This window comes from Pseudomonas coronafaciens pv. oryzae str. 1_6, assembly GCF_000156995.2.
GTDB lineage: Bacteria > Pseudomonadota > Gammaproteobacteria > Pseudomonadales > Pseudomonadaceae > Aquipseudomonas > Aquipseudomonas tremae.
This window is the reverse complement of sequence record NZ_CP046035.1, coordinates 4,682,685-4,705,707: the sequence shown is the minus strand read 5'-3', so window position 1 is coordinate 4,705,707 and position 23,023 is coordinate 4,682,685. Positions and strand designations below refer to the sequence as shown.

18 protein-coding genes and 1 pseudogene are annotated in these 23,023 nt (G+C 58.8%); 9 read left to right on the top strand and 10 right to left on the bottom strand.

The window, feature by feature from the left end; genetic code table 11:
• Positions 1 to 33 precede the first annotated feature (33 nt).
• The 5 genes and pseudogenes from POR16_RS26190 to POR16_RS21205 all read right to left on the bottom strand — a co-directional run bounded on the left by POR16_RS26190 (position 34) and on the right by POR16_RS21205 (position 8,647).
• On the bottom strand, positions 34 to 927 hold the full coding sequence (locus tag POR16_RS26190) for a hypothetical protein (protein ID WP_042932881.1): 894 nt from the start codon (positions 925 to 927) through the stop codon (positions 34 to 36).
• 148 nt (positions 928 to 1,075) lie between these two features.
• A pseudogene (locus POR16_RS21220) lies at positions 1,076 to 4,860 on the bottom strand (toxin VasX).
• Positions 4,857 to 5,414, bottom strand: a complete 558-nt coding sequence (locus tag POR16_RS21215) for a DUF4123 domain-containing protein (protein ID WP_005895170.1) — start codon at positions 5,412 to 5,414, stop codon at positions 4,857 to 4,859. Before POR16_RS21215 ends, POR16_RS21220 begins: the two are co-directional and overlap by 4 nt.
• The gene (locus tag POR16_RS21210) at positions 5,411 to 7,489 is read right to left on the bottom strand and encodes a type VI secretion system Vgr family protein (RefSeq protein ID WP_154897066.1); all 2,079 of its coding nucleotides are present in this window, start codon (positions 7,487 to 7,489) and stop codon (positions 5,411 to 5,413) included. The genes POR16_RS21215 and POR16_RS21210 overlap by 4 nt, the downstream gene beginning before the upstream one ends.
• Before the next feature lie 210 nt (positions 7,490 to 7,699).
• Complete coding sequence (locus tag POR16_RS21205; protein WP_005895180.1) at positions 7,700 to 8,647, bottom strand: LysR family transcriptional regulator; 948 nt, start codon at positions 8,645 to 8,647, stop codon at positions 7,700 to 7,702.
• Between the two features lie 157 nt (positions 8,648 to 8,804).
• Here POR16_RS21205 and POR16_RS21200 point away from each other — a divergent pair, with 157 nt between their 5' ends.
• The 3 genes from POR16_RS21200 (at position 8,805) to ggt (ending at position 13,187) form a co-directional block, all read left to right on the top strand.
• Positions 8,805 to 10,331, top strand: coding sequence for a CoA-acylating methylmalonate-semialdehyde dehydrogenase (locus POR16_RS21200; protein ID WP_005895183.1), 1,527 nt, complete (start codon positions 8,805 to 8,807; stop codon positions 10,329 to 10,331).
• A gap of 34 nt (positions 10,332 to 10,365) precedes the next feature.
• Positions 10,366 to 11,253, top strand: coding sequence for a 3-hydroxyisobutyrate dehydrogenase (gene mmsB / locus POR16_RS21195; protein WP_005895186.1), 888 nt, complete (start codon positions 10,366 to 10,368; stop codon positions 11,251 to 11,253).
• Between the two features lie 206 nt (positions 11,254 to 11,459).
• Positions 11,460 to 13,187: a gamma-glutamyltransferase gene (ggt, locus tag POR16_RS21190; RefSeq protein WP_005895188.1), complete on the top strand. Its 1,728-nt coding sequence runs from the start codon at positions 11,460 to 11,462 to the stop codon at positions 13,185 to 13,187.
• A gap of 68 nt (positions 13,188 to 13,255) precedes the next feature.
• Here ggt and phnE read toward each other — a convergent pair whose 3' ends face one another.
• From phnE to POR16_RS21170, 4 genes are read right to left on the bottom strand one after another with little or no spacing between them, the layout of a single operon-like run.
• Positions 13,256 to 14,023, bottom strand: coding sequence for a phosphonate ABC transporter, permease protein PhnE (phnE, locus tag POR16_RS21185; protein ID WP_005895191.1), 768 nt, complete (start codon positions 14,021 to 14,023; stop codon positions 13,256 to 13,258).
• Positions 14,020 to 14,847, bottom strand: a complete 828-nt coding sequence (locus POR16_RS21180; RefSeq protein WP_005895194.1) for a PhnE/PtxC family ABC transporter permease — start codon at positions 14,845 to 14,847, stop codon at positions 14,020 to 14,022. The genes phnE and POR16_RS21180 overlap by 4 nt, the downstream gene beginning before the upstream one ends.
• On the bottom strand, positions 14,841 to 15,638 hold the full coding sequence (locus POR16_RS21175; RefSeq protein ID WP_005895198.1) for a phosphonate ABC transporter ATP-binding protein: 798 nt from the start codon (positions 15,636 to 15,638) through the stop codon (positions 14,841 to 14,843). The genes POR16_RS21180 and POR16_RS21175 overlap by 7 nt, the downstream gene beginning before the upstream one ends.
• Entirely contained in the window at positions 15,635 to 16,486 is an 852-nt protein-coding gene (locus POR16_RS21170) for a putative selenate ABC transporter substrate-binding protein (protein WP_005895201.1), read from the bottom strand. The genes POR16_RS21175 and POR16_RS21170 overlap by 4 nt, the downstream gene beginning before the upstream one ends.
• Positions 16,487 to 16,718: 232 nt before the next feature.
• On the opposite strand from POR16_RS21170, the gene selD reads away from it, so the two are divergent.
• Genes selD through POR16_RS21155 form a run of 3 tightly spaced genes read left to right on the top strand, consistent with a single transcriptional unit; the run spans position 16,719 to position 19,652 of the window.
• Entirely contained in the window at positions 16,719 to 17,753 is a 1,035-nt protein-coding gene (gene selD, locus POR16_RS21165; protein WP_005895204.1) for a selenide, water dikinase SelD, read from the top strand.
• Positions 17,753 to 18,853, top strand: a complete 1,101-nt coding sequence (mnmH, locus tag POR16_RS21160) for a tRNA 2-selenouridine(34) synthase MnmH (RefSeq protein ID WP_005895208.1) — start codon at positions 17,753 to 17,755, stop codon at positions 18,851 to 18,853. Before selD ends, mnmH begins: the two co-directional genes overlap by 1 nt.
• A gap of 34 nt (positions 18,854 to 18,887) precedes the next feature.
• The gene (locus tag POR16_RS21155) at positions 18,888 to 19,652 is read left to right on the top strand and encodes a sulfite exporter TauE/SafE family protein (protein ID WP_053932112.1); all 765 of its coding nucleotides are present in this window, start codon (positions 18,888 to 18,890) and stop codon (positions 19,650 to 19,652) included.
• 90 nt (positions 19,653 to 19,742) lie between these two features.
• On the opposite strand, the gene POR16_RS21150 is transcribed toward POR16_RS21155, so the two are convergent.
• A complete protein-coding gene (locus tag POR16_RS21150; protein ID WP_054997003.1) occupies positions 19,743 to 20,711 on the bottom strand; it encodes a polyprenyl synthetase family protein in 969 nt (322 codons plus the stop codon).
• A 240-nt stretch (positions 20,712 to 20,951) separates the two neighbouring features.
• Between POR16_RS21150 and rplU the strand changes: the two genes are divergently transcribed.
• The 3 genes from rplU to cgtA all read left to right on the top strand — a co-directional run bounded on the left by rplU (position 20,952) and on the right by cgtA (position 23,011).
• On the top strand, positions 20,952 to 21,263 hold the full coding sequence (rplU, locus tag POR16_RS21145) for a 50S ribosomal protein L21 (RefSeq protein ID WP_002551971.1): 312 nt from the start codon (positions 20,952 to 20,954) through the stop codon (positions 21,261 to 21,263).
• A 32-nt stretch (positions 21,264 to 21,295) separates the two neighbouring features.
• Positions 21,296 to 21,571 (top strand): 50S ribosomal protein L27, encoded by a 276-nt coding sequence (rpmA, locus tag POR16_RS21140; protein WP_002551972.1) that lies wholly within the window; start codon positions 21,296 to 21,298, stop codon positions 21,569 to 21,571.
• Positions 21,572 to 21,787: 216 nt separating this feature from the next.
• On the top strand, positions 21,788 to 23,011 hold the full coding sequence (cgtA, locus tag POR16_RS21135) for an Obg family GTPase CgtA (protein ID WP_005895217.1): 1,224 nt from the start codon (positions 21,788 to 21,790) through the stop codon (positions 23,009 to 23,011).
• Positions 23,012 to 23,023: the final 12 nt, after the last annotated feature.

Below are 23,023 nucleotides of genomic sequence, written 5' to 3'. Positions count from 1 at the left end.
TATCAGGCTTCGCTGCAGACCAGAAGCCACAGGTCATGAGCTGTAATCCACATACTGCGCCATAAGGTTCGGGCGGCTAAAAGTGTCAATCGCGTACACCCGCTGCCACATGGCGTCGACCTCGGTTTTGAACGTGTCGTCATCCATGTCGATCCAGTAGCGAGGGTTGCGGCCGCGCTGCTGATCGTAGTCGGCAGTGACAGGGTCCAGGTGCCGGTACGGTTCGAACAGCGGAATGTCCGGAATCGGGCCGCTGATGTCCATGTAATTCTGCAGGAAGTCCCAGAGTGCGCAGGGACGTTGTTGGAAGTCGTCAGCATTCATCAGCATATGAAAATTGATTTTGTGGTCTTCGTAGCGGTGCTGAAGCAGAAGCCCGTACGTAGGGCCGTGACGATTGCTGGTGGTAATCATATAGGCATCGAACTCATAAAACGGCGCGATGAATTTGTCGATTACACCTTCTTTCCGATGGCGTTTATAGTCGAAGATAGTGACCAGGCCGGTTCTGCGGTTGAGTTCCCACTCAGGGCCTTTTGGGGGGCGGAACCATATTCTGGGGAAGTGATTGATAATAATGTGGCTGATTAACCAGAGGAGTAACGGGCCGCCTAAATACAGTAGGTAAGCCCCTGAAAGTAAATCGACGGTCACTGCCTGCCATGGTCTATGGGATACCGATATCAGAGACAGGTGGGCTAATATTACGAAAGGGGAAAGCACGATAAATCCTCCTTTCCCAAGTTGTAATAGCATTAACCAGAACTGTGACCGTAGGGCAAGAGGCGAGAATCTGAATCTCTCATGGTCACGCTTGTTATGAATGTCGACTTCCTCAAAAATTGCCGGTGTATTGGTTCTGCTTCTATGCTTTTCTTTAGCGATTTCCTTCCAGAATCTCATGTTTTCGGGGGTGGATTCCTCCATGAGCTTCATTGACGTTGCCGGCTGGGTTGCCCCCCAAGGAAGGCGTCTCGAGCAAGAGGTATAAACTCTTGTCCGCAAAGACGGTATTTGCTCCGGAATAGTGTCAGGCCGATAGGCTAGAGACCCGTAGTAGGACCGTCCATTCAAATCAACCATTGGAAAATATCTTATGAGTTTCTTCATCGGCCCAGAAGGGTTGGTTGGTTTTCTTGAAGTTGGGTGTTGCCCAGTCTTGACTGTATTGAGTCGGGTCTTTGACAGGCGGGCCAGGAAAGTAAAGTTTCTCTCCCCCGCGGCTCAGAATGAACTGGGCCCTCACGGCCCACTGGTAATGGTGTCTACTGCTGCCAGTGGGTGAAACCTGATTAACTGGTGTGGCAAAAAACAGTTCCAATGCGTCCAGTTGAAGACGCTGAGCTTGGGGTATTTCAGATCTGTCGGCAATTTCAATTCCTGCGCGATAAGGTACGCCTTGGTTATTCGCTTTTTCGGTAACGCGGCACAGCCTGCAGTCAGCTTGAATGCTTAGGCTGTCGAGACTGCCGATCAGTCCAGGCAACCGACTCTGCAAGCGAATAATTGTGTCCGCGCTACGTATGGCATGGGGTATCTGCGCGTGATAATCAAAGGTGGCATGCGGCTCATAAACCGGATTTTTTTCTATTGAAATACTGATGCCGGCAAGCAGGCTTGTTAGCCGGTAAAAAGCCTGTGATGGATCCTGTAAATAACTGTCGATTGAATGGCTTTCACCGAACGGACCGTTCGCCAACCATGACTCCAGTGGCGTCGAACTCATTAATATGACCAAGCCTACGCCGGCTCCGATCAGCAGTAATGCGGCCCAACCCAATACCGTGAGACCCAGAAGCGTTCCGGCCGCTCCGAACAAGGTTCCCAGCGAGCCTGCTAGCCCACCCAGAGATATCAGCAGATATCCGTACATGGCTTGGTCGTTCCATTGCCATGCGTGCCATGTGTCAATAGCATTTACGACAGAAAGAATTCCTCCGGAAAAGAAAATACCAATCATTCGGCCAGTCACTTTCTCAGTTAACTTTTTGGCTAGAGCTTCACCAAAAAAAGTGGCGGCCTTTTTCGAGGAGATATTAAACAGCGTCTTTCTGGCAATAGAGAGTGATGACCGTTGGCCCGCTAGCTTGACGGCCAGAGCTTCGATAGCAATTGCCATGTCCAGATACGCACCTCCAATACCACCAATTGCTCTCGCGTCATTTTTTCTCGAGCGGTTTGTTCCAGTGCCTCATATTCCGAACTCACATTCCAAACCTCCAGCATCAACACCGCCAGGCAAAACGGCGTCGACCCCAATACCTTGTAAGCCGCCTTGTTCCTCTCCGAATCCAGCCCCTCTATAGCCTCACTCAAGCCGCTCTTCGCCCGGATATGACCGCGTTGCGCCTCACCCACTGCGCCTGCTGCTTCACGAGCGGTTTTAAGTGTTCGGTTCATGTCGCCGACCACCTGCGCGGTCTTGTGTCCGCGAGGAATCACCAGGACCAGATTGTCGCCCTGAGTCAGCCGGGTAGAGGACGGCGGCGGTGGGGCGATATCGCCAAAGGGCGTTCCGTCAGCACGCAGGTATTCGCCATAACGTGTTTTGGGCAGTGACTCTCGACCGGGCAGGTCTTCCAGGCCGAATACATAGTGTTGCGCAGTGACCTTATTACGACGGGTCAGGAAGGCAGCAGCAAAATGCTCGGGCATCATGCTGCGCAGTTGTTGTACGCCCCGGCCTTGGCGTTTGACGTCGATCTTGTGGGTATTGGCACCGAGCCGCTCTTGTATCTTGGCCAGCCGATCGTTTGCCGAGGGGGCATTGGCATGGGTACTTTTTAAACCGCCTTTGGCAGACGCGAGTGCCTGGTTGGCTTTGGCGACGGCGTTCGCGGCGCCGTCCGAGGCGCTTTGCAGGTTTTCAAAGATCCCGATCAGCGCCGCCGTTGTGGCTTTGCCGTTGTTGATGAGAAAAAAGTTCTGCAGGTTGTCTCCCGCCAGCAGGTTGGCGAGGGTGGTGGCATCCAGCGTGACCTGAGTGACAGGGTCAGGCGCTGGCCGGGTCTCGAAACGAGCCAGTTCAGTGGCGCGAAAGCGGCCGTCGCCCATGTTCTTGTCATCGCTAAGCGGCACGACATAGGGCGCGCAAGCAGTCAGCAGATCGCATTCTGGCCAAAGCATAAGATGCAGAGGCGACGTGTCATCGCTGGCGATATGCTCCAGAAACTTCTGCCCCGGGCTCACGGCCTGATCCCAAAGACCAATACCTGTGACTGCATCCACCATATCGCCGCCGGGCGCCAGCGGATCGACAGTGGACGGCAGCAGCGCCAGGGTCGCCAGGGTCCGGCTCAACTCATACATTGCCGCCACGTAGTCGAAACCTTCCAGGCTCAAGTGATCAGCCAGCATTTGTTCCGTGGTGCTTTGTTTCAGACTGTCTATCAGTGCGTCCTGAGCGCTGAGCATGTGCCGCCAGACCACCGCGCGCTGAACCGTGGCCGTGCATTGGTTGATCATTTGCCTGCCAGGCTCATGCAGCTTGGCCATCGTCGTATGCAGCGGGTTTTCCTGGCCGCGAATATTGCGCGGCACCACCAGTTGTTGCACCAGCAAAGCGCTGGCATGGTGCGGGTGGCGAATGGCGTGTCGGGCGCAAAGCGCAAACAGTTGCTGGCATGTATCGACACGTTGCCGCAGATGTCGCACTCGATAGCAGGCATCGTCCAGCAGCACACCGCAGACCTGCCTTTGGCGAGCTTTCTCCAGCACATCGGCGACACTGGTCTGTGCTTCCCAGAGCACACCCGCATCAACGGGCTCTGCGTCGTCCTCGACCGGCAAGCTGGCCAGCAGCGCATCGGCCATCGCTGTCAGTTCCAGGTGCCTGACGTTCTGCACTGTGATGCCTCTGTCAGCTTGGGCGAGAAATGCCCTGGCTTGTCTGAAAGACTCGACCGGAAACTGCCCCGACAGATCGCACAGGTACCGCGCTGGATGATCGAGCAGTCTTTCATAACCGGGCTGCCGGGCGCGTTGCGGTGCAGCCAGACTGACCGGAAACACGTTGTGCTGCAGATTCAGCCGGGTTGCCTTGATCGGGGCGAGAAGTGCCTGAGTGAAAGGGTCTTTGGCATCAAAGTCGAAAAACGCGTCAAGCATCGCCTTGCCATCGGGCTTGCCCTTGTACAGGTCTGTGAAGTGCTTTTTTGACTGGCTCAGGTCAAGGTTTTTGCAGCGGGTGCTTCTTGATGCAGCGTCTTTTTCCAGACGTTCGAGGCGTGGCGCACTGAGCTGAACTTCCGAGAAACACAGCTGCACAGCCGTTGCTTGCCGGTTGTTCCAGAGCGCCGGCAGCCAGATGTCTTCAAGTGCCGCGCCGCGTGGCTTGCGCTCTCCGGGCAGGAAACCGTCTTGCCTCCGATAACGGGCTACATCGATGTCGTGATAAGTGCTGCCGGTTTCGCTGACTTGAATCTCCAGCTCGCGCCACAGTTTCTCCTGATAAAACACATACACATAACCCGCGCGAGCCAGTACCGGCGTGCCGAGGTCGTATACGGTTCGGGAGCCAGGCAGCGGCACAAACGGCAGCACCGGCACTATCTGGTTGAACTGCGCATCGGCCTGTCGTGGCGTGACCTGCGTTTTGTGCAACAAAGGCAGACGAATTGGCTCGCCATCGGTGGTCGCGATCTGCAAGTGAAGGTGCGCGCCGTCGATGTGATCCCAGACTTCCAGGATGCAGCTGTAATGCACGTGATCCAGTTTTTCCGGTCTGGATTGATAAACACGATCATCTTTAGGGCTGATCAACAAAACCTGTTGCCGGTCTGAATGATCCCGGCCCGCGATCTGCACGATCAGCTTGTTCATTTCGCAACAAGGCCCTGCGCTCAGGCTGTCGGTGGTCATTGAGGAGATTCCCTGTTCTGAAGCCGTAAAGCGTCTTCCTGACGCAGGCTCAGGCCTGGCGTGACCAAGGGGTATGGCGGTTTCCAGCGAGACGCGTGCGGATTGTCGATGCTGATCCAGTGTTGATTGCCTTGCGCGATGTCCGCCCAGGTTCCGCCGTACCAGCGAAGTCGAGAAATGGGCCCCAGCCACTGAGTACTGGTTTGCGGTGTCTCGGCGGTAAAGAAATAGCTGGCCGTTACAGGGTGCGAATAGCGCAGAACGCCTCGACGGTTCCCTTCGAATCGGACCATCAGGATGTGTCTGAGGTGAGCGAGTACGACCTCGACCGGCGAAGCGCTTTCGATGATCAGGCCCGGCCAGTCGTCGGGGTTTTCAGAAACGGCTTCCAGTAACGGATGCTGTCCGTCGGCATCCAGAAAAACGGGACTTGCCTGTCTGCTGTTGGTCAGCTCGGTCTCGTCAAAGAGCATGCAGGGCTCTGGGGCGGGCAGCAGTCGGTAAAGCTGTTCCAGTAGCGAATCAGTGCGTTCCAGTAGCACATAAAGGCTCATTGCCGACCTCCCGACTGCGATGCTTTCCGGCAGCCGCAATCGACAAGCGGGCAGTCTGCAGGCGTTCCGCCTTTGGGTTTTTGGCAGAGTTCGACGATCGGCCCTGACCCTCTCAGACGCTGCATCAGCAACAGCCCCGGCTTGCTGTCATCGATCGGTTTCACGAGCCCCGGCCGCAGGGGTGTTGCTTCGGTTCCCGCTGTCGGCTGGCCCCCGGAGTTGAGCTTTATTTGTGGCCCGTTCACGGTCACGCCACTGGGGTCGATCTTGATGAATGAGCCGCCCGCAGTGAAGGTGATTTCGAGACCGGCCTCAATCACCACCTTGTCGCCAGCCTTGATATGGATTTCTTCTCCGGCCTCTGCCAGTAACCCATCACCCGTTTTGATGTGCTGCGTGCCGCCCACGGTCAGGTGATCACTGGCTTTGACTTCAGTCAGCCGGTCACCCTCAACGGTTCGATGCTCGGCTGCCTTGAACACGCTGTAGCTGTTGGCTTCGACATGATCGTGACGCTCATGGCCAACGTGGATTTTCTGATCGTGTCTGATGTGCTGTTCCCAGTCCCGCTGGGCGTGAATGTAGATTTGTTCCTGATCGGCCAGGTCCTCGATGCGCAGCTCGTTCGAACCATTACCACCAGGGCTGCTCAAGGTTTTGAACACACTGCGTGTCTGATGTGCGGGCAAGTCGTAGGGCGGGACGTGTTCGGCGTGGTACAGGCAGCCGCTGATCATTGGGCGGTCGGGATCACCCTCCAGAAAGGTCACCAGCACTTCCATGCCGACTCGCGGGATGACCATCCCACCGTAGCGATTGCCAGTCCAACTGGACGACACTCGCAGCCAGCAGCTAGTGCGGTCATTGGCCTGACCTTCGCGATCCCAATGAAACTGCACCTTGACCCGGCCATGCCGGTCGCAGTGTATTTCCTGATCTTTCGGGCCTGTGACTACGGCGGTCTGGCTGCCGGGTATGCGCGGTTTCGGGTGCCGCAAGGGCGTTCGATACGGAGCTTTCCACGGGGTCACCCGGAAAGTATTGCGATAGCCCTGGCGCAAATTGACGTCGTTTCGTATCGGGTGGGCATGCTCCTCAAGAACTTGCGGCTGACTGCCCTCATGGCGAACGTCCGTCAATAACCAGAGGTCATTCCATGCCTGGTCTGGGTGCTCGCTCAACTGCACAAAATGCCCGCTGACCAAACGCGGTTGATCACTTTGACCTTCGCCCTGTCGGTAATCATGACGATGCCGTTCGAGGGCGCGTCTAGCGAGTTGCTCGCCCCTGTCGCGGTGCGCAAAACCGGCAGGGTAATCGTAATCTTCAAGCTCCGGACTGACGTCACCATGAGCAGAGCCTTGCATGGTCAGATGCGGCTTCTCGAAGTGATAGTCTCGGCGGGTGGTGCTGTCGGAGCGGGTTTCGAGGCGTAGCTTGAAGTCCCGGATTACCGGCTCTTTGCCTGCCAGCCCGTTGTCCTGCTTGTAGATCACTGACTCAAGTTTCGGGAACACCGTCTGGTCATCGCCAAACACCAGATTGTGTGCCGTAAAGCTGTGTTCGAAGTGGTAGTGCAAGCCTTCTTCTTCGCACAGCCGCTGAATGAAGTGCAGATCAGATTCGTTGTATTGCACGCAGTATTCGCGCTCGGGGCAGTTCGTGCCGAGTTCGAACCTGTAGGTGTTGGCGAGCAGATGGTGATCTTCGAGCACCGTGGCGATAATTTGCGGCGCCGTCTGGTGCTGAAAAATACGCTGGTTGGTGCGATGGCCGAGACGGGCCAGACGCGGACGCAGCGTCATTGAGTAATGGGTCAGGCGTGGACCTGAATCGCCTTGGGCAATACGATCAATCAGCCCATGGATGCCGCCGCCGTCAGGAGCAAATTGCAGAAAAGCCGGGAGGCCCAACAAGCTTTCCAGATCCAGCGACGTGCGCTCGCTGACCAGCCCCAGCGTGAAGCAGAAAGGCTGGCTGATGGCTTCATGGCCGGTGAACGCCAGAACCTGAAACCCATGTTTGGGGCCCTCGAGGCTCAGACTGAAGCATGGCTGGTTGGCAGAAGCGAACATCCGAATCTCTCCGAAGTAACGGGCAATCGCGCCCATCGAACGGAGGGAGTCATTACAAGAACAGTGCCACCCTGATTTTGTATATATAAATCAGTTGGTTGAGAATAATCTCTAAAAAAATACAGCAAAAATCTGCGCAGAAAATTGCGCGATTTTACGGCGAGTTGCGCAGCATCAAACGCGTTTCTGAGTGGGCCAAGCGCTTGCGCATCAACCGATAAACCTTGCCGCCGCTGCCTTTCCCAATAAGAACCCCTTGTTCAACTCCGTCACCTCCCGAATGTAATCCCACAGCAACGTGATCCGCTTCAGCTTCCTCAAGTCCTCGCGGCAGTACATCCAGAACTGCCGGGTAACGTTCACTTCCTCCGCCAGCACCGGTAACAGTCGCGGGTCCTGAGCAGCCAGAAAGCACGGCAGGATCGCCAGTGCGCGGCCTTGCAGCGCAGCGGTGTACTGGGCGATGACACTGGTGCTGCGCAGTTGCGCCTGAGCGTTGGGCAGCAGGTTGCTCAGGTAAAGCAGCTCCGAGCTGAATGCCAGGTCGTCGACGTAGCTGATGAAGAGATGCTCGGCCAGATCTGCCTTGCGCTGAATCGGCGGATGGCTGTCGAGGTAATCCTGGGTCGCGTACAGGCGCAAGCTGTAGTCGCAGAGTTTGCAGCACACGTACGGCCCGTGATCCGGGCGCTCAAGGGCGATGACAATGTCAGCCTCGCGCTTGGACAGGCTGATGAAGTGTGGCAACGGCAGGATATCCAGCGAAATGCTGGGGTAGCTGTCGAGAAAGTGACTCAGTTGCGGGGTGATGAAAAAGCTGCCGAAGCCTTCGGTGCAGCCCACGCGAACGTGCCCGGACAATGCCACGCTAGAGCCGGAAACCTGCTCGCAGGCCATGTGCAACGTGCTTTCGATGGACTCGGCGTAGCCCAGCAAGCGCTGACCTTCGGCGGTCATGATGAAACCGTTATTGCGTGACTTTTCGAAGAGCAGCGTGCCAAGCGAGGTTTCCAGCGAGTTGATGCGTCGTGACACGGTGGTGTAGTCCACAGCCAGCCGACGGGCAGCGCTGCTGACTTTACGGGTGCGTGCCACTTCAAGGAAAAACTTCAGGTCATCCCAGTTCAACGATCCCAGGGAGGTGATGTTTTTATGCATGTTGACCCTGCTTTTATCTGCGTTCTTGTTAGAAGTTTGCACATCTATACTCCAAAGCGCGGCCCCTGACCAACTCAAAAACAAGACTGTCGGGAGACCATGACGGCCCCTGTAAAAAGGCTTCGGATGCATGGTTTGCTGAAGGAGAACGCTTCAGATGAATGCCTCATTAAGCGACACATCGACCACCGTTGCCCGTGTGAAACTGCTGATCAACGGTGCATGGATCGACTCGCAAAGCAGCGAATGGCAAGACGTCGTCAACCCGGCCACTCAGGAAGTTCTTGCCCAAGTGCCTTTTGCGACGCCCGACGAAGTTGATGCCGCAGTGGCCGCCGGGCAGGCCGCCTTTCGGAGTTGGCGTGACACGCCAATCGGGGCTCGCATGCGCATCATGCTCAGGTTGCAGGCGCTGATCCGCGAGCACTCCAAACGTATCGCTGCGGTACTGAGCGCCGAGCAGGGCAAGACGCTGGCGGACGCCGAGGGCGACATTTTTCGCGGCCTGGAGGTGGTCGAGCACGCGTGTTCGATCGGTACGCTGCAAATGGGCGAGTTCGCCGAGAACGTCGCCAGTGGCGTTGATACCTATACGCTGCGCCAACCCATCGGTGTGTGCGCAGGTATTACCCCGTTCAACTTTCCAGCGATGATTCCACTGTGGATGTTTCCGATGGCGATTGCCTGCGGCAACACCTTTGTCCTCAAGCCCTCCGAGCAGGATCCGCTGTCGACCATGCTCCTGGTCGAACTTGCGGTCGAGGCGGGTGTGCCGGCTGGCGTGCTCAATGTGGTGCACGGCGGCAAGGATGTGGTGGACGCGATCTGTATGCACAAGGATATCAAGGCTGTTTCCTTCGTCGGTTCGACTGCCGTCGGCACTCACGTGTATGACCTGGCCGGGCGGCATGGCAAGCGTGTGCAGGCGATGATGGGCGCGAAGAATCATGCGGTCGTGCTCCCTGACGCCAATCGTGAGCAGACCCTGAATGCGTTGGTAGGGGCAGGTTTTGGTGCGGCCGGTCAGCGCTGCATGGCGACGTCCGTAGTGGTGCTGGTCGGTGCGTCGAAGCAATGGCTGCCGGAGCTCAAGGCGTTGGCGCAGAAACTCAAGGTCAATGCCGGTCACGAGCCAGGCACGGACGTTGGCCCGGTGATTTCCCGGCGGGCGAAGCAACGCATTCTCGATCTGATCGACAGCGGCGTACGTGAAGGCGCCACGCTTGAGCTGGACGGTCGTGATGTGTCTGTGGCGGGCTATGAAGGCGGTAATTTCGTGGGACCGACGCTGTTCTCGGGCGTTACCACCGACATGCAGATCTACACGCAGGAAATCTTTGGTCCGGTACTGGTGGTGCTGGAGGTCGACACGCTGGATGAGGCCATTGCGCTGGTCAACGCTAACCCGTTTGGCAACGGCACCGGGTTGTTCACGCAAAGTGGTGCAGCGGCGCGCAAGTTTCAGAGTGAGATCGACGTGGGGCAGGTAGGGATCAACATTCCGATCCCCGTGCCGGTGCCATTCTTCAGCTTCACCGGCTCGCGAGGTTCCAGGCTGGGCGATCTGGGGCCTTATGGCAAACAGGTGGTGCAGTTCTACACTCAGACCAAGACCGTCACCAGCCGCTGGTTCGACGACGACAGCGTGAATGATGGCGTGAACACCACGATCAATTTGCGCTGAGCGCTGACTGCCGATAAGGCCAGGGAGAACAATAATGAACATTGCATTCATCGGTCTGGGCAACATGGGCGCTCCCATGGCCCGCAACCTCATCAACGCAGGTCACAGCCTGCAACTGTTCGACGTGAACACGGTTGTGCTGAGCGAGTTTGCCGGGCTGGGCGCCAAGGTCAGCGATTCCCCCAGACAGGCGGCTGAAGGCAGTGAGCTGGTTATTACCATGCTGCCCGCAGCTGCGCATGTGCGCAGCGTGTACCTGAATGACGACGGTGTGCTGAAGGGGATTTCGCCCGGCGTCCCGGCTGTTGATTGCAGCACCATTGATCCGCAGACCATCCGCGATATCGCTGGCATTGCTACGCAGCAGGGCGTCATCCTGGGCGATGCACCTGTGTCAGGCGGAACCGGTGGCGCACAGGCCGGGACGTTGACGTTCATGGTCGGCGGCTCTGTGCAGCATTTTGCCACGCTCAAACCGGTGCTGGCGCTGATGGGCCGCAACATCGTGCATTGCGGCGACGTGGGCACCGGGCAGATCGCCAAGATCTGCAACAACATGCTCTTGGCGATTTCCATGATTGGTGTGTCCGAATCGATGGCGCTGGGCAATGCATTGGGCATCGACACCGAAGTGCTGGCCAGCATCATCAATACCTCGACGGGCCGCTGCTGGAGCTCCGAGGCTTATAACCCCTGGCCTGGCATCGTCGAAACCGCGCCAGCATCGCGTGGTTATAGCGGCGGCTTTGGCGCTGAACTGATGCTCAAGGATCTGGGCTTGGCAACCGAAGCAGCACGTTCGGTGCAGCAACCGGTGGTTCTCGGCGCTGTGGCCCAACAGCTTTATCAGGCAATGAGCCTGCGCGGCGATGGCGGCAAGGATTTTTCGGCGATCATCGAGGGGTATCGTAGAAAATCGTGAGTGCCTATATTGCAGGACGTAGATGTCAGCTTAATGTGTTTCCGGTTTTTGCATTAGGTAAACGCGAAAGAACCGGCTACTTTGGACGTCGTCATACCCGCACAGGGATGCCCGGTACGCTTTGATCAGAAGCACAGCGTCCCTTGCCCCAGGCCTGGCGCTGTACTCATCAAACGTCCCCGACTCAGAAAAAGAAGAGACCGACCATGAAGTTCGAACCCCTCGCCAGGTCGCTGATTGCGACAGCACTGATTGTCGCGTATTTCCCCACATTCGCGGCATCACAAGCCCCGGTTGCCGCTGAAAACGGCATGGTCGTGACCGCCCAGCATCTAGCTACTCACGTAGGTGTCGATGTGCTCAAGGCCGGTGGCAACGCCGTCGATGCCGCGGTTGCAGTCGGGTATGCGCTGGCGGTGGTCTATCCCGCGGCGGGTAACCTAGGTGGCGGCGGCTTCATGACCATCCAGCTGGCTGACGGACGCAAGACCTTCCTCGACTTCCGCGAAAAGGCCCCCCTTGCAGCGACAGCCAATATGTATCTGGACAAGGACGGCAAGATCATCCCTGACCTGAGCGTCAAAGGTCACCTGGCCGTCGGCGTACCAGGCACCGTGTCCGGCATGGAAATGGCCCTGAGCAAATACGGCACGCGCAAGCGCGAAGAGGTCATTGCTCCGGCGATAAAACTGGCTGAAGACGGCTTCGTACTGGGGCAGGGCGATGTGGACATGCTGTCCAGCGCCACCGATGTGTTCAAGGCGGACATGGCCGATTCCGGGTCGATCTTCCTCAACAAGGGCGAACCGATGCAGGTTGGTCAGAAGCTGGTGCAGAAGGACCTCGCCAAAACGCTCAAGGAAGTGTCCGAGAAGGGCAGTGACGGTTTCTATAAAGGCTGGGTCGCCAAGGCGCTGGTCGATTCGAGTCAGGCTGGCAAGGGCATCATCACCCAAGCCGACCTCGACCACTACAAGACCCGCGAGCTGGCACCGGTCGAGTGCGACTACCGTGGCTATCACGTCGTGTCGGCGCCGCTACCGAGTTCCGGCGGCGTAGTCATCTGCCAGATTCTCAACATCCTCGAAGGCTACCCGATGAAAGAGCTGGGCTTTCGCTCGGCGCAGGGGATGCATTATCAGATAGAAGCCATGCGCCATGCCTACGCTGACCGAAACAGCTACTTGGGCGACCCCGATTTCGTCAAGAACCCGCTTGAGCATCTGCTGGACGTCAAGTACGCGGCCAAGCTGCGCGCGGCTATCGACCCGCACAAAGCCGGTGACTCGAACAAGATCAAACCCGGTGTCGCGCCCCACGAAGGCAGCAACACCACCCATTATTCGATTGTCGACAAATGGGGCAACGCCGTATCGGTGACCTATACCCTGAACAACTGGTTCGGCGCGGGCGTCATGGCCAGTAAGACTGGTGTGATTCTCAACGACGAAATGGATGATTTCACCGTCAAGGTCGGCGTGCCCAACATGTATGGGCTGGTGCAGGGCGAAGCCAACGCCATCGCGCCGGGCAAGACGCCGCTGTCGTCGATGAGCCCGACCATCGTCACCAAGGATGGCAAGGCTGTCATGGTCGTCGGTACGCCGGGTGGCAGCCGCATCATTACCGCAACCCTGCTGACCATGCTCAATGTCATCGACTACGGCATGAATATTCAGGAAGCCGTGGACGCGCCGCGTTTCCACCAGCAATGGCAGCCTGAAGAAACCAATATCGATACCTTCGCGGTCAGCCCGGACACGCTGAAGATTCTCGAAAGCTGGGGCCAGAAATTCGCCGGTCCGCAACCACTCAACCACGTGGCAGCGATTCTGGTTGGCGCGCCTTCGCTGGGCGGCAAGCCGGTCGGCAACAATCGGTTCTACGGGGCCAACGACCCAAGACGCAACACCGGGTTGTCACTGGGTTACTGAGTCATCTCGCCAAAAACGCCACAGCCCTGGGTTTCAGGGGCGTGGCGTTTTTGTTTCTGCGGGTCTGTTCAGTTGCGCACCCAACGCTGCCGGCTCCAGCCGCTTAATGCATCGACGGCAAAGACCAGGATCAGCATGGCGAGAATCACCGAACTGGCCTGCGCCTCCTGGAACAGGCTGAGGCTGACGTAAAGCATCTGTCCCAGACCTCCTGCACCGACGAAGCCCAGCACGCTGGCCATGCGAATATTATTTTCCCAGCGGTACAGCGTGTAGGCCAGCAATTGCGGCCAGAGGTTGGGCAACGTTCCATAACCGAATGCCTGCCAGGCGCTGCCACCTTGCAGGCGAATCGCAGCGGCGGGCTCTGGTGAGGTATTTTCCAGCGCTTCGGCAAACAGGCGGCCGAGTACGCCGGTGGTGTGCAGGGCCAGTGCCAGCGTGCCCGCATTTGGGCCGAGCCCGGCAGCCAGCACCATCAGCACCGCCCAGACCAGCTCAGGGATGGCGCGCAGTGCATTGAGCAGCAAGCGGCTCAGGCTGCGCAGCGGCCAGCCCAGCCGACCGGCAGCGGGCAACGCCAACAGCAAACCGACAACAGCGGCCAGCAATGTACCCAGCGCCGACATGGCCAGTGTTTCCAAAGCGCCCTTGATGATTGCCTGCAAGTGCTCGCTGCTGAGGTCGGGGCTCATGAAGCGCAACGCATAACGGCCCATTTGCGTCAGGTTGTCATGACTGCCCAGCGTGAACAGGTCCAGACCGAGGTACAGGAACGACCCGATCACCGCTACGAGTATCGCCAGTAGTAACAGTACGTTGCCCGTGCGTTTCATGTGAACTGCCTGCGCAACAAGCGACTGAGCTGGTCGGCGAGCAGCACCAGCAGCAGGAAGGTCAACAGCATGCTTGCCACCTCGTCACCGGCAAACATGCGCATCGACAGGTCGATCTGTTGGCCGAGGCCGCCCGCGCCGACAAAGCCCATCACCACAGAAGCCCGAACCGCGCACTCCCAGCGGTACACGGTGTAAGAGGTCAGCTCAGCGGCTGCATTGGGCAGAATGCCGTAGGCCAGTGCGGCGAGCCTGCCGCTGCCCGACTGGAGCAGCGCGTGGGCCGGTCGCTGGTCCACGGATTCGAAAATCTCGGCGTAGACCTTACCCAGCATGCCTGCATAGGTAATGGCGATGGCCAATACACCGGCAGTGGGCCCTAGGCCGACTGCGCGCACGAACAGCAGCGCCCAGACGATTTCCGGCACGCTGCGCAAGAAGATCAACAGCCCGCGGACCGGCCAGCGCAGGCATTGGCCAAGCCAGCCGGGCCGCCCGCCGCGAGAGGCTGCCGACAGGGAAAGCGCCTTGCTGGCGAGCAGGCTGGCCGGCACCGCCAACAGCAGCGCGAGGGCGATGCCCGCTGTGGCGATAGCCAGGGTTTGCAGCGTGGCATCCAGCAGCAGGCCGAGGAATTCTGCAGAATGCGCCGGAGGCCAGAACCCGGCGAGAAAGTTGCCCATCGTCCGGGCGTTGTCGGCCTGCAGCAATACAAACGGGTTCAGTTCGGCCAGACGAATTCCCGGCCAGAGCAGGGCCACGGCCAGCAGCGTCAACAGCAGGCGTGGTACCGCCGCCGGGTCGCGCTGGTCCCGACTCAGCATCGCGGTGTCCAAGGCAGGTCGGTGGCGTCGGAGGTGGGTTCAGGGCGCAGTTGTTCATTGGCATATAGCGTGTCGAGATGCTGCCGTTCGACCTCGCTGGCCTTGAGGTCAAAATGGATGCGTCCATCGCGCACACCGATGATCCGCGCAAAGTGCGCCAGCGCCAGCTCTACCGCATGCAGGCTGGCGACCAGCGTGACATTGTGTTCGAGGGCGTGCTGACACAACAACGCCAGCGTGTGATCCGCCAGACGCGGGTCCATTGCCGAGACAGGCTCATCGGCCAGCAACAGTTCTGGCGCCTGATACAGGGCGCGAGCAATACCGACGCGCTGTAACTGACCGCCGGATAACTGCTGGCAGCGCTCGAAGAGCTTGTCGGCCAGATCCAGCCTGGCAAGCACTGCGCGCGCGCCGGGTACATCCAGCGGATGCAGCAGGTTCAGCAGGCTTTTGCCCAGCCCCCATTGGCCCAGCTTGCCCGCCGACACCGCGGTTACCACACGTTGACGTGGGGGCAACGGCGGCGCCTGATGAATCAGGGCAATACGGCTGCGCAGGTGCTGGCGTTGTCTGCTGGAGAGTTGCCAGGGATTGACCCCCAGCACCTCCAGTTGGCCGGCGCTGGGTGGCAGAGCGCTGGCCAACAGGTTTAGCAACGTCGTCTTGCCAGCGCCGGACGGGCCGATAATCGCCACCCGTTCACCACGCGCGACGCTCAGATCCAGATCGCGCAGCGCCCGCGTGCCGTTGCTGTGGCGCAACTCGATTGCGGACAGGCGCAGGGTCATTTCAGCAGGTCAGCAGCGCGTGCGGCTTCTTCGATGCCCTTGTAGTTCTCAGGCTTTGTCTCGATAAAGCGGCTAGCAGCCTGAAGGTCAAGAATTGCCTTCTGCTCAGGGTTGGCCGGGTCCAGGTCAAGGAATGCCTGTTTGATCTTCGCCGCCAGTGCCGGGTCGAGAGTGCCGCGCACGGTCCAGTTGTAGTCGAAGTAAGTCGGTGTGGTCGCGAAGACGTGAACCTTGTTGGTGTCGACCTTGCCGCTGGCAACCAGTTTGTCCCACACACTGGCATTCAGTACGCCCGCATCGACCTTGCCCGCCTGTACCCAGGCAGCGGTTGCGTCATGCGCGCCCGAGTAAGCGACGCGGCTGAAGAACGTCTCCGGCTTGATGTTTTCCTTGAGCATGAAATAACGCGGCATCAGGCTGCCCGACGTCGACGACACCGAGCCAAAGGCGAACGTCTTGCCCTTGAGGTCGGCGAGGGTCTTTACGTTCGGGTCGGAAGTGATGAATTTGCTAGTGAACTGGGCGTCCTGTTCACGCTGTACCAGCGGCAGAGCGTTACCCGTCTTGAGGTTGACCTGGACAAATGTGAAGCCACCCAGCCAGGCCATGTCGAGCCGATCAGTGGCAAGCGCTTCGACCACTGCCGGATAGTCCGCCACTGGCACGAACTCTACTTTCATGCCCAGACGCTGCTCCAGATAAGCGCCCAGCGGTTTGAACTTGCGCAGCAGTTCGGTAGGCGCTTCATCCGGAATGGCCGAAACACGCAAGGTGTCAGCCGCGTGACTGGTCAGCGCGGAGAAGGACAGGGCAAGGCCGGCGGCGAGCGCCAGGGTACGCTTGAGCATGGAAGTTCTCCGGTTCAATAGCGGAAAAAAGGGGAAAACGCCGCCTGAGTGAACAGGCAGCGTTTTGCAGGATTCGGCAACAGTGCGCGGGGATTATAAGAGGCATGGCGAGAAAGGCCAGTTTCACAGGCTGACTGTCGGGGGGGACAACCGGCGGGCGAAGCGGTTTGCGCTGAGGCCGGCACAGCCCCTAGACTCCGCAGCCTGTTTCCCCGTTACCGAGAGTGCCGCGATGAATGAGCCAATCCGCCTGACCCAGTACAGTCACGGAGCAGGGTGTGGCTGCAAGATTTCCCCTAAGGTGCTGGACGTTATCCTCGCCGGCAGCGGCGCTCAGAACCTGGACCCTAAATTGTGGGTAGGCAACACCTCTCGTGACGACGCAGCGGTCTATGCGCTAGACGACGAGCGTGGAGTGGTGTCGACCACCGACTTCTTCATGCCCATCGTCGATGATCCGTTCGATTTCGGCCGCATCGCAGCGACCAACGCGATCAGCGATATCTATGCGATGGGCGGCGACCCGCTGATGGCCATCGCGATTCTCGGCTGGCCGGTTAATCTGCTGCCGCCTGAGGTGGCCCGAGAGGTCATCCGGGGCGGTCGCGCAGTGTGCGACGCTGCCGGTATCCCGCTGGCTGGCGGTCACTCCATTGATGCGCCGGAACCGATCTTCGGCCTGGCCGTCACGGGTGTGGTGCAGAAAAAACACATGAAACGCAACGACACTGCCCAGGCCGGTTGCACGCTTTACCTGACCAAGCCGCTGGGCATCGGCATTCTGACCACCGCCGAAAAAAAATCGAAACTGCGCGAAGAGGATGTCGGCCTGGCGCGCGACTGGATGTGTACCCTGAACAAACCGGGCAGTCGCTTCGGCAAGCTGGCCGGCGTGGCGGCGATGACCGATGTCACCGGCTTCGGTCTGCTTGGGCATCTGGTGGAAATGGCTGACGGCGCAGGGTTGACCGCTCGTCTTGATTTCGCTGCAGTACCGCGCCTGCCTGGTGTCGATCACTATATTGCCGAGGGCTGCGTGCCCGGCGGCACACTGCGCAATTTCGAAAGCTACGGCGACAAGATCGGTTCGCTGAGCGATGCCCAGCGCGACCTGTTATGCGACCCGCAGACCAGCGGCGGCCTGCTGGTCGCTGTCAGCCCGGAAAGCGAGGCGGAGTTTCTGACGGTGGCTGCCGAACTGGGCCTGCTGCTCACACCGATCGGCACCCTGCTGGAGCGACAGACCCACGCCGTCGAGGTGTTCTGATGGCCGACAACAGCAGCGACTACCGCACGCTTTTCCTCAACGATGTGCCGATGATGGATGCCCGCGCGCCCGTCGAGTTTTCCAAGGGTGCTTTTCCCGGTGTGATCAACCTGCCGCTGATGAACGACATCGAGCGCCAAAAGGTGGGCACCTGCTATAAGCAGCACGGCCAGGAGGCTGCCATTCAGCTTGGGCACCAGTTGGTCTGCGGGCAGGTCAAGGACGCGCGGGTCGAGGCCTGGGTCGCGTTCGCCAGAGCCAACCCTAATGGCTACCTGTACTGCTTTCGCGGTGGGCTGCGGTCGCAGACGGTGCAGCGCTGGCTGAAAGAGGCTGGCATCGAATACCCGCGCATCCTTGGCGGCTACAAGGCGATGCGCACCTTCCTGCTCGACACGCTGCACGAGGCCGTCACCGAATGTGGTCTGGTCGTACTCGGCGGCATGACAGGCACTGGCAAAACCGAGGTGCTGACGCAACTTTCAGACAGTCTGGACCTGGAAGGCATTGCCAACCACCGCGGCTCCAGCTTTGGCAAACGGGCCACCGGGCAGCCGGCGCAGATCGATTTCGAGAACCGGCTGGCCATCGACCTGCTTAAAAAACGTGCGGCCGGCATCGAACGATTCGTGGTGGAAGACGAGAGCCGTCTGGTAGGCAGTTGCAACGTGCCGCTGGAGTTGCACCAGGCCATGCAAAGCTGCCCGATGGTCTGGCTGGAAGACAGCTTCGACAACCGTGTCGAGCGCATTCTGGCTGATTATGTGGTTAACCTTTGCGCAGAGTTCATCAACGTCAAGGGCGAAGAGCTTGGTTTCGGGTTGTTTGCCGATCGCCTGTTGCAGAGCCTGAACAACATACACAAACGTCTGGGTGGCGAGCGCCATCAGCGTTTGCTGGCGTTCATGCAGTCCGCGCTGGAAGAACAGCAGCGCAGCGGCGCGGTCGAGCTGCATCGTGCCTGGATCGAAGGCCTGCTCGGCGAGTACTACGACCCCATGTACGCTTATCAGCGTGAGCACAAGGCCGCGCGGATCGAGTTCGCAGGCAATCAAATGGAAGTGTTGGCTTATCTGAGCGAGCGCGCCTCGCAGCCTTAGTCTGATGAGGCTTCACCAAGCGGACAGGGATGCGATGAGCGCAGTTTTCGATTTTTACCACACCCTCGGCTGGGGCCTTTCGGCACTGGTGATCGGCACTTTTCTGCTGGCCGGTACGGTCAAAGGCGTCATCGGCCTCGGCCTGCCCACCGTGGCAATGGGCTTGCTGGGCCTGGTCATGCTGCCGCCTCAGGCTGCGGCTTTGCTGATCATTCCGTCAGCGTTTACCAACGTCTGGCAACTGGCTACCGGCGGCAGCCTGCGGCCACTGCTCAAACGCCTTTGGCCGATGCTGATCATGATATTCATTGGCACCTGCGTCGGTGCGTTCTGGCTGGGCATGAGTGGCAGTCATTCGATGACCAGGGCCTTGGGTGGAGCGCTTCTGCTTTATGCCTTGAGCGGCCTGTTCCTGCCGACGTTTCAGGTGGCAGCGAGGGCCGAGCGCTGGCTGGGGCCGTTGGGTGGCTTCATCACCGGCGTCATTGCATCGGCCACCGGAGTCTTCGTGATCCCCGTCGTGCCCTATCTACAGGCGCTGGGGCTTGAGCGTGATCAACTGGTGCAGGCCCTCGGGCTATCCTTTACCGTCTCGACTGCCGCATTGGCGGTCGGCTTGTCATGGAATGGCGCGCTGGGCGGTGCGGAGCTTGGCGCATCCCTGATCGCGCTGGCCCCTGCATTATTGGGCATGATGCTTGGCCAGTGGCTGCGAAAACGGATCAGCGCGGCATTGTTCAAGCGGGTGTTCTTTATCGGCATGGGCCTGCTGGGGCTGCATCTGCTGATAAAAGGCTGATGAGCCTTATCGTGTGAGCGCTCGCTGACACGCAGATAATAAAAAGCCCGTCACGCTGGACGGGCTTCTCTACGTTGCTTTCAGTGTGTGTCAGTGCGTGCGGGCGACCGCAAATTCACTCAGCTCGACCAACGCATCGCGATACTCGCTCGGTGGCAAGGCGTCCAGGCAGGCGATGGCGCGGGCGGCATAGTCGCGGGCCAGTTGCGCGGTGTAGTCGAGCGCGCCGGCACTTTCCACGGCATTGCGGATGCTTTCGAGGTCTTCCAGGCCACCCTTCTGGATGGCCTGACGAACCAGAGCGGCTTGCTCGGGACTGCCTTCACGCATGGTGTAGATCAGCGGCAGGGTCGGCTTGCCTTCGGCCAGGTCGTCACCGACGTTCTTGCCCAGGGTTTCGGCATCGCCGCGGTAGTCGAGCAGGTCATCGACCAGCTGGAAGGCCACACCCAGATGATCGCCGAAGGTGCGCAGGGCTTCAGTCTGTGCTTCGGACGCCTTGCACAGGGCTGCGGCGCTGTGAGTCGAGGCTTCGAACAGCATGGCTGTCTTGCCGCGGATCACTTCCATGTAGGTTTCTTCGGTGGTGCTGGCGTCGCGGATCTTGGAGAGTTGCAGCACTTCGCCTTCGGCAATGATGCGGGTCGCCTTGGACAGAATCTTCATGACTTCCATCGAGCCCAGTTCAACCATCATTTCGAACGAGCGCGAATAAAGGAAGTCACCCACCAGCACGCTGGGTGCATTGCCCCACAAGGCGTTGGCAGTTGAACGGCCACGGCGCATGCCGGACATGTCGACGACGTCATCGTGCAGCAGGGTGGCGGTGTGCAGGAATTCAATGGTGGCGGCGAGCAGGCGAATATCGTCGCCCTCACGGCCCAGCGCCTTGCCGCACAGCAGTACCAGCAAAGGGCGCAAGCGTTTTCCGCCTGCCGACGTAATGTAGTCGCCGATTTTCGAGACCAGCGGTACGCGCGACGTCAGTTGCTTTTTGATGATAAGGTCAACGGCACTAAAGTCGTCCGCCACCGCGCGATAGAAGGCTTGGGGTTGCATCAGCGACACGTGCTCCGGATAGGTTGCGCCGCATGCTAGGTTGCGAGGTAGAGCGTGTCAAGGTATGACGACCCGCCTCTTGCAACCCGTCATTGCCTTGCGTACAATCGCGCACCCTAACTTTCCTGGGCAGCACCTGCCTTACGCAATTGCAAAAGGGCCGTTCCAGCCCCATGCAGCCATGCCAGCCGATACTCTTCTTATAAAGAGCTGGGTGAGCAGGATTTTCGGAGAAATACCATGTACGCAGTAATTGTTACCGGTGGCAAGCAGTACAAAGTCGCCCCAGGTGAATACCTGAAAATCGAAAAACTGGAAATCGCTACTGGCGAATCCGTTACGTTTGACCGCGTTCTGCTGGTCGGCAATGGCGACGACGTCAATATCGGTGCTCCCGTTGTTGCTGGCGCTACCGTTGTGGCTGAAGTGGTTTCGCAAGGTCGTCACGATAAGGTTCGTATCATCAAGTTCCGTCGTCGTAAGCACCACATGAAGCGTATGGGCCACCGCCAGTGGTACACCGAGATCAAAATTACAGGTATTCAGGCTTAATTCAGCCTAATCCTCAACTGGAGAATTGACTCATGGCTCACAAAAAAGCTGGTGGTAGTACCCGTAACGGGCGCGACTCAGAAGCCAAACGCCTTGGCGTGAAGATGTATGGCGGCCAGGCTATCATCCCTGGCAACATCATCGTGCGTCAGCGCGGCACCCAATTCCACGCTGGCTACGGCGTTGGCATGGGTAAAGATCACACCCTGTTCGCGAAAGTGGAAGGCGTGATCAAGTTTCAGGTTAAAGGCGCCTTCGGTCGCCGCTACGTGAGCATCGTTCCGAAGACTGAAGTCTCCGCAGCGTAATCACGCAGTAGCTTAAAAGCCCTGTCTTGCGACGGGGCTTTTTTGTTTGTAGAGGTAGAGAGGCAGGTGAGTCTCTTGCAAAACTGTTTGTGCGGGCTGTTGTGATGTTGACCTCTGGGGTCGCTGGTTTCTGATCGGTATCGCAACGCTCATTTTTGCAAGAGTCTTATGTAATTTATGTGGTTCTGCTCGTCCCTGTGGCGGGAGGCGTGCGTTATGAAATTTGTAGATGAAGTATCCATTCGAGTAAAAGCCGGCGACGGCGGCAACGGTTGCATGAGCTTCCGTCGCGAGAAATTCATTGAAAACGGTGGCCCGAACGGCGGTGATGGTGGTGATGGCGGTTCGGTCTACATGATCGCCGACGTCAACCTCAACACGCTGGTCGACTATCGCTATACCCGCCACTTCGATGCCGAGCGCGGCTCCAATGGCGGCAGCGCCGATTGCACGGGTCGCAAAGGTGAAGAGCTGGTGCTGCGTGTGCCGGTCGGCACCACCATCATCGACGCGACCACTCAGGAAATCATCGGTGACCTGACCAAGGACGGCCAGCGCCTGATGGTTGCCCAAGGCGGCTGGCACGGTCTGGGTAACACCCGCTTCAAATCCAGTACCAACCGCGCGCCACGCCAGACTACGCCTGGCAAGCCGGGCGATCAGCGTGACCTCAAGCTGGAACTGAAAGTGCTGGCAGACGTGGGCCTGCTAGGTCTGCCGAATGCTGGCAAAAGTACCTTTATCCGCTCGGTATCGGCTGCCAAGCCTAAAGTCGCCGACTATCCGTTCACCACGCTGGTACCGAACCTGGGTGTGGTCAGCGTTGATCGCTGGAAGAGCTTTGTCGTTGCCGACATCCCTGGCTTGATCGAAGGTGCGTCCGACGGCGCTGGCCTGGGGATTCGCTTCCTCAAGCATCTGGCGCGTACACGTTTGTTGTTGCACCTCGTTGATATGGCTCCGCTGGATGAAACCAGCGCGCCGGACGCTGCTGAAGTCATCGTCAGCGAGCTGGAAAAATTCAGCCCTTCGCTGGCAGAGCGTGATCGCTGGCTGGTGCTGAACAAGTGCGATCAGATCCTTGAAGAAGAGCAGGAAGCACGCAAGCAGGAGATCGTGGATCGCCTGGAGTGGACTGGCCCTGTCTACGTGATCTCCGCGATCGCCAAAGAAGGTACCGAGCAACTGACTCGCGACATCATGCGTTACCTCGAAGAGCGCAGCCTGCGTATCGCCGAGGAGCCTGGCTATGCCGAAGAGCTGGCCGAGCTGGATCAGCGCATCGAAGACGAAGCGCGCGCGCAGTTGCAGGCGCTGGACGATCAGCGTGCCCTGCGTCGCAGCGGCGTGAAGAGCGTGCATGACATCGGCGACGATGATTGGGACGAAGAAGATGTGGATGATGAAGACGGTCCGGAAATCATTTACGTCCGCGATTGATCGCTTGAAGTA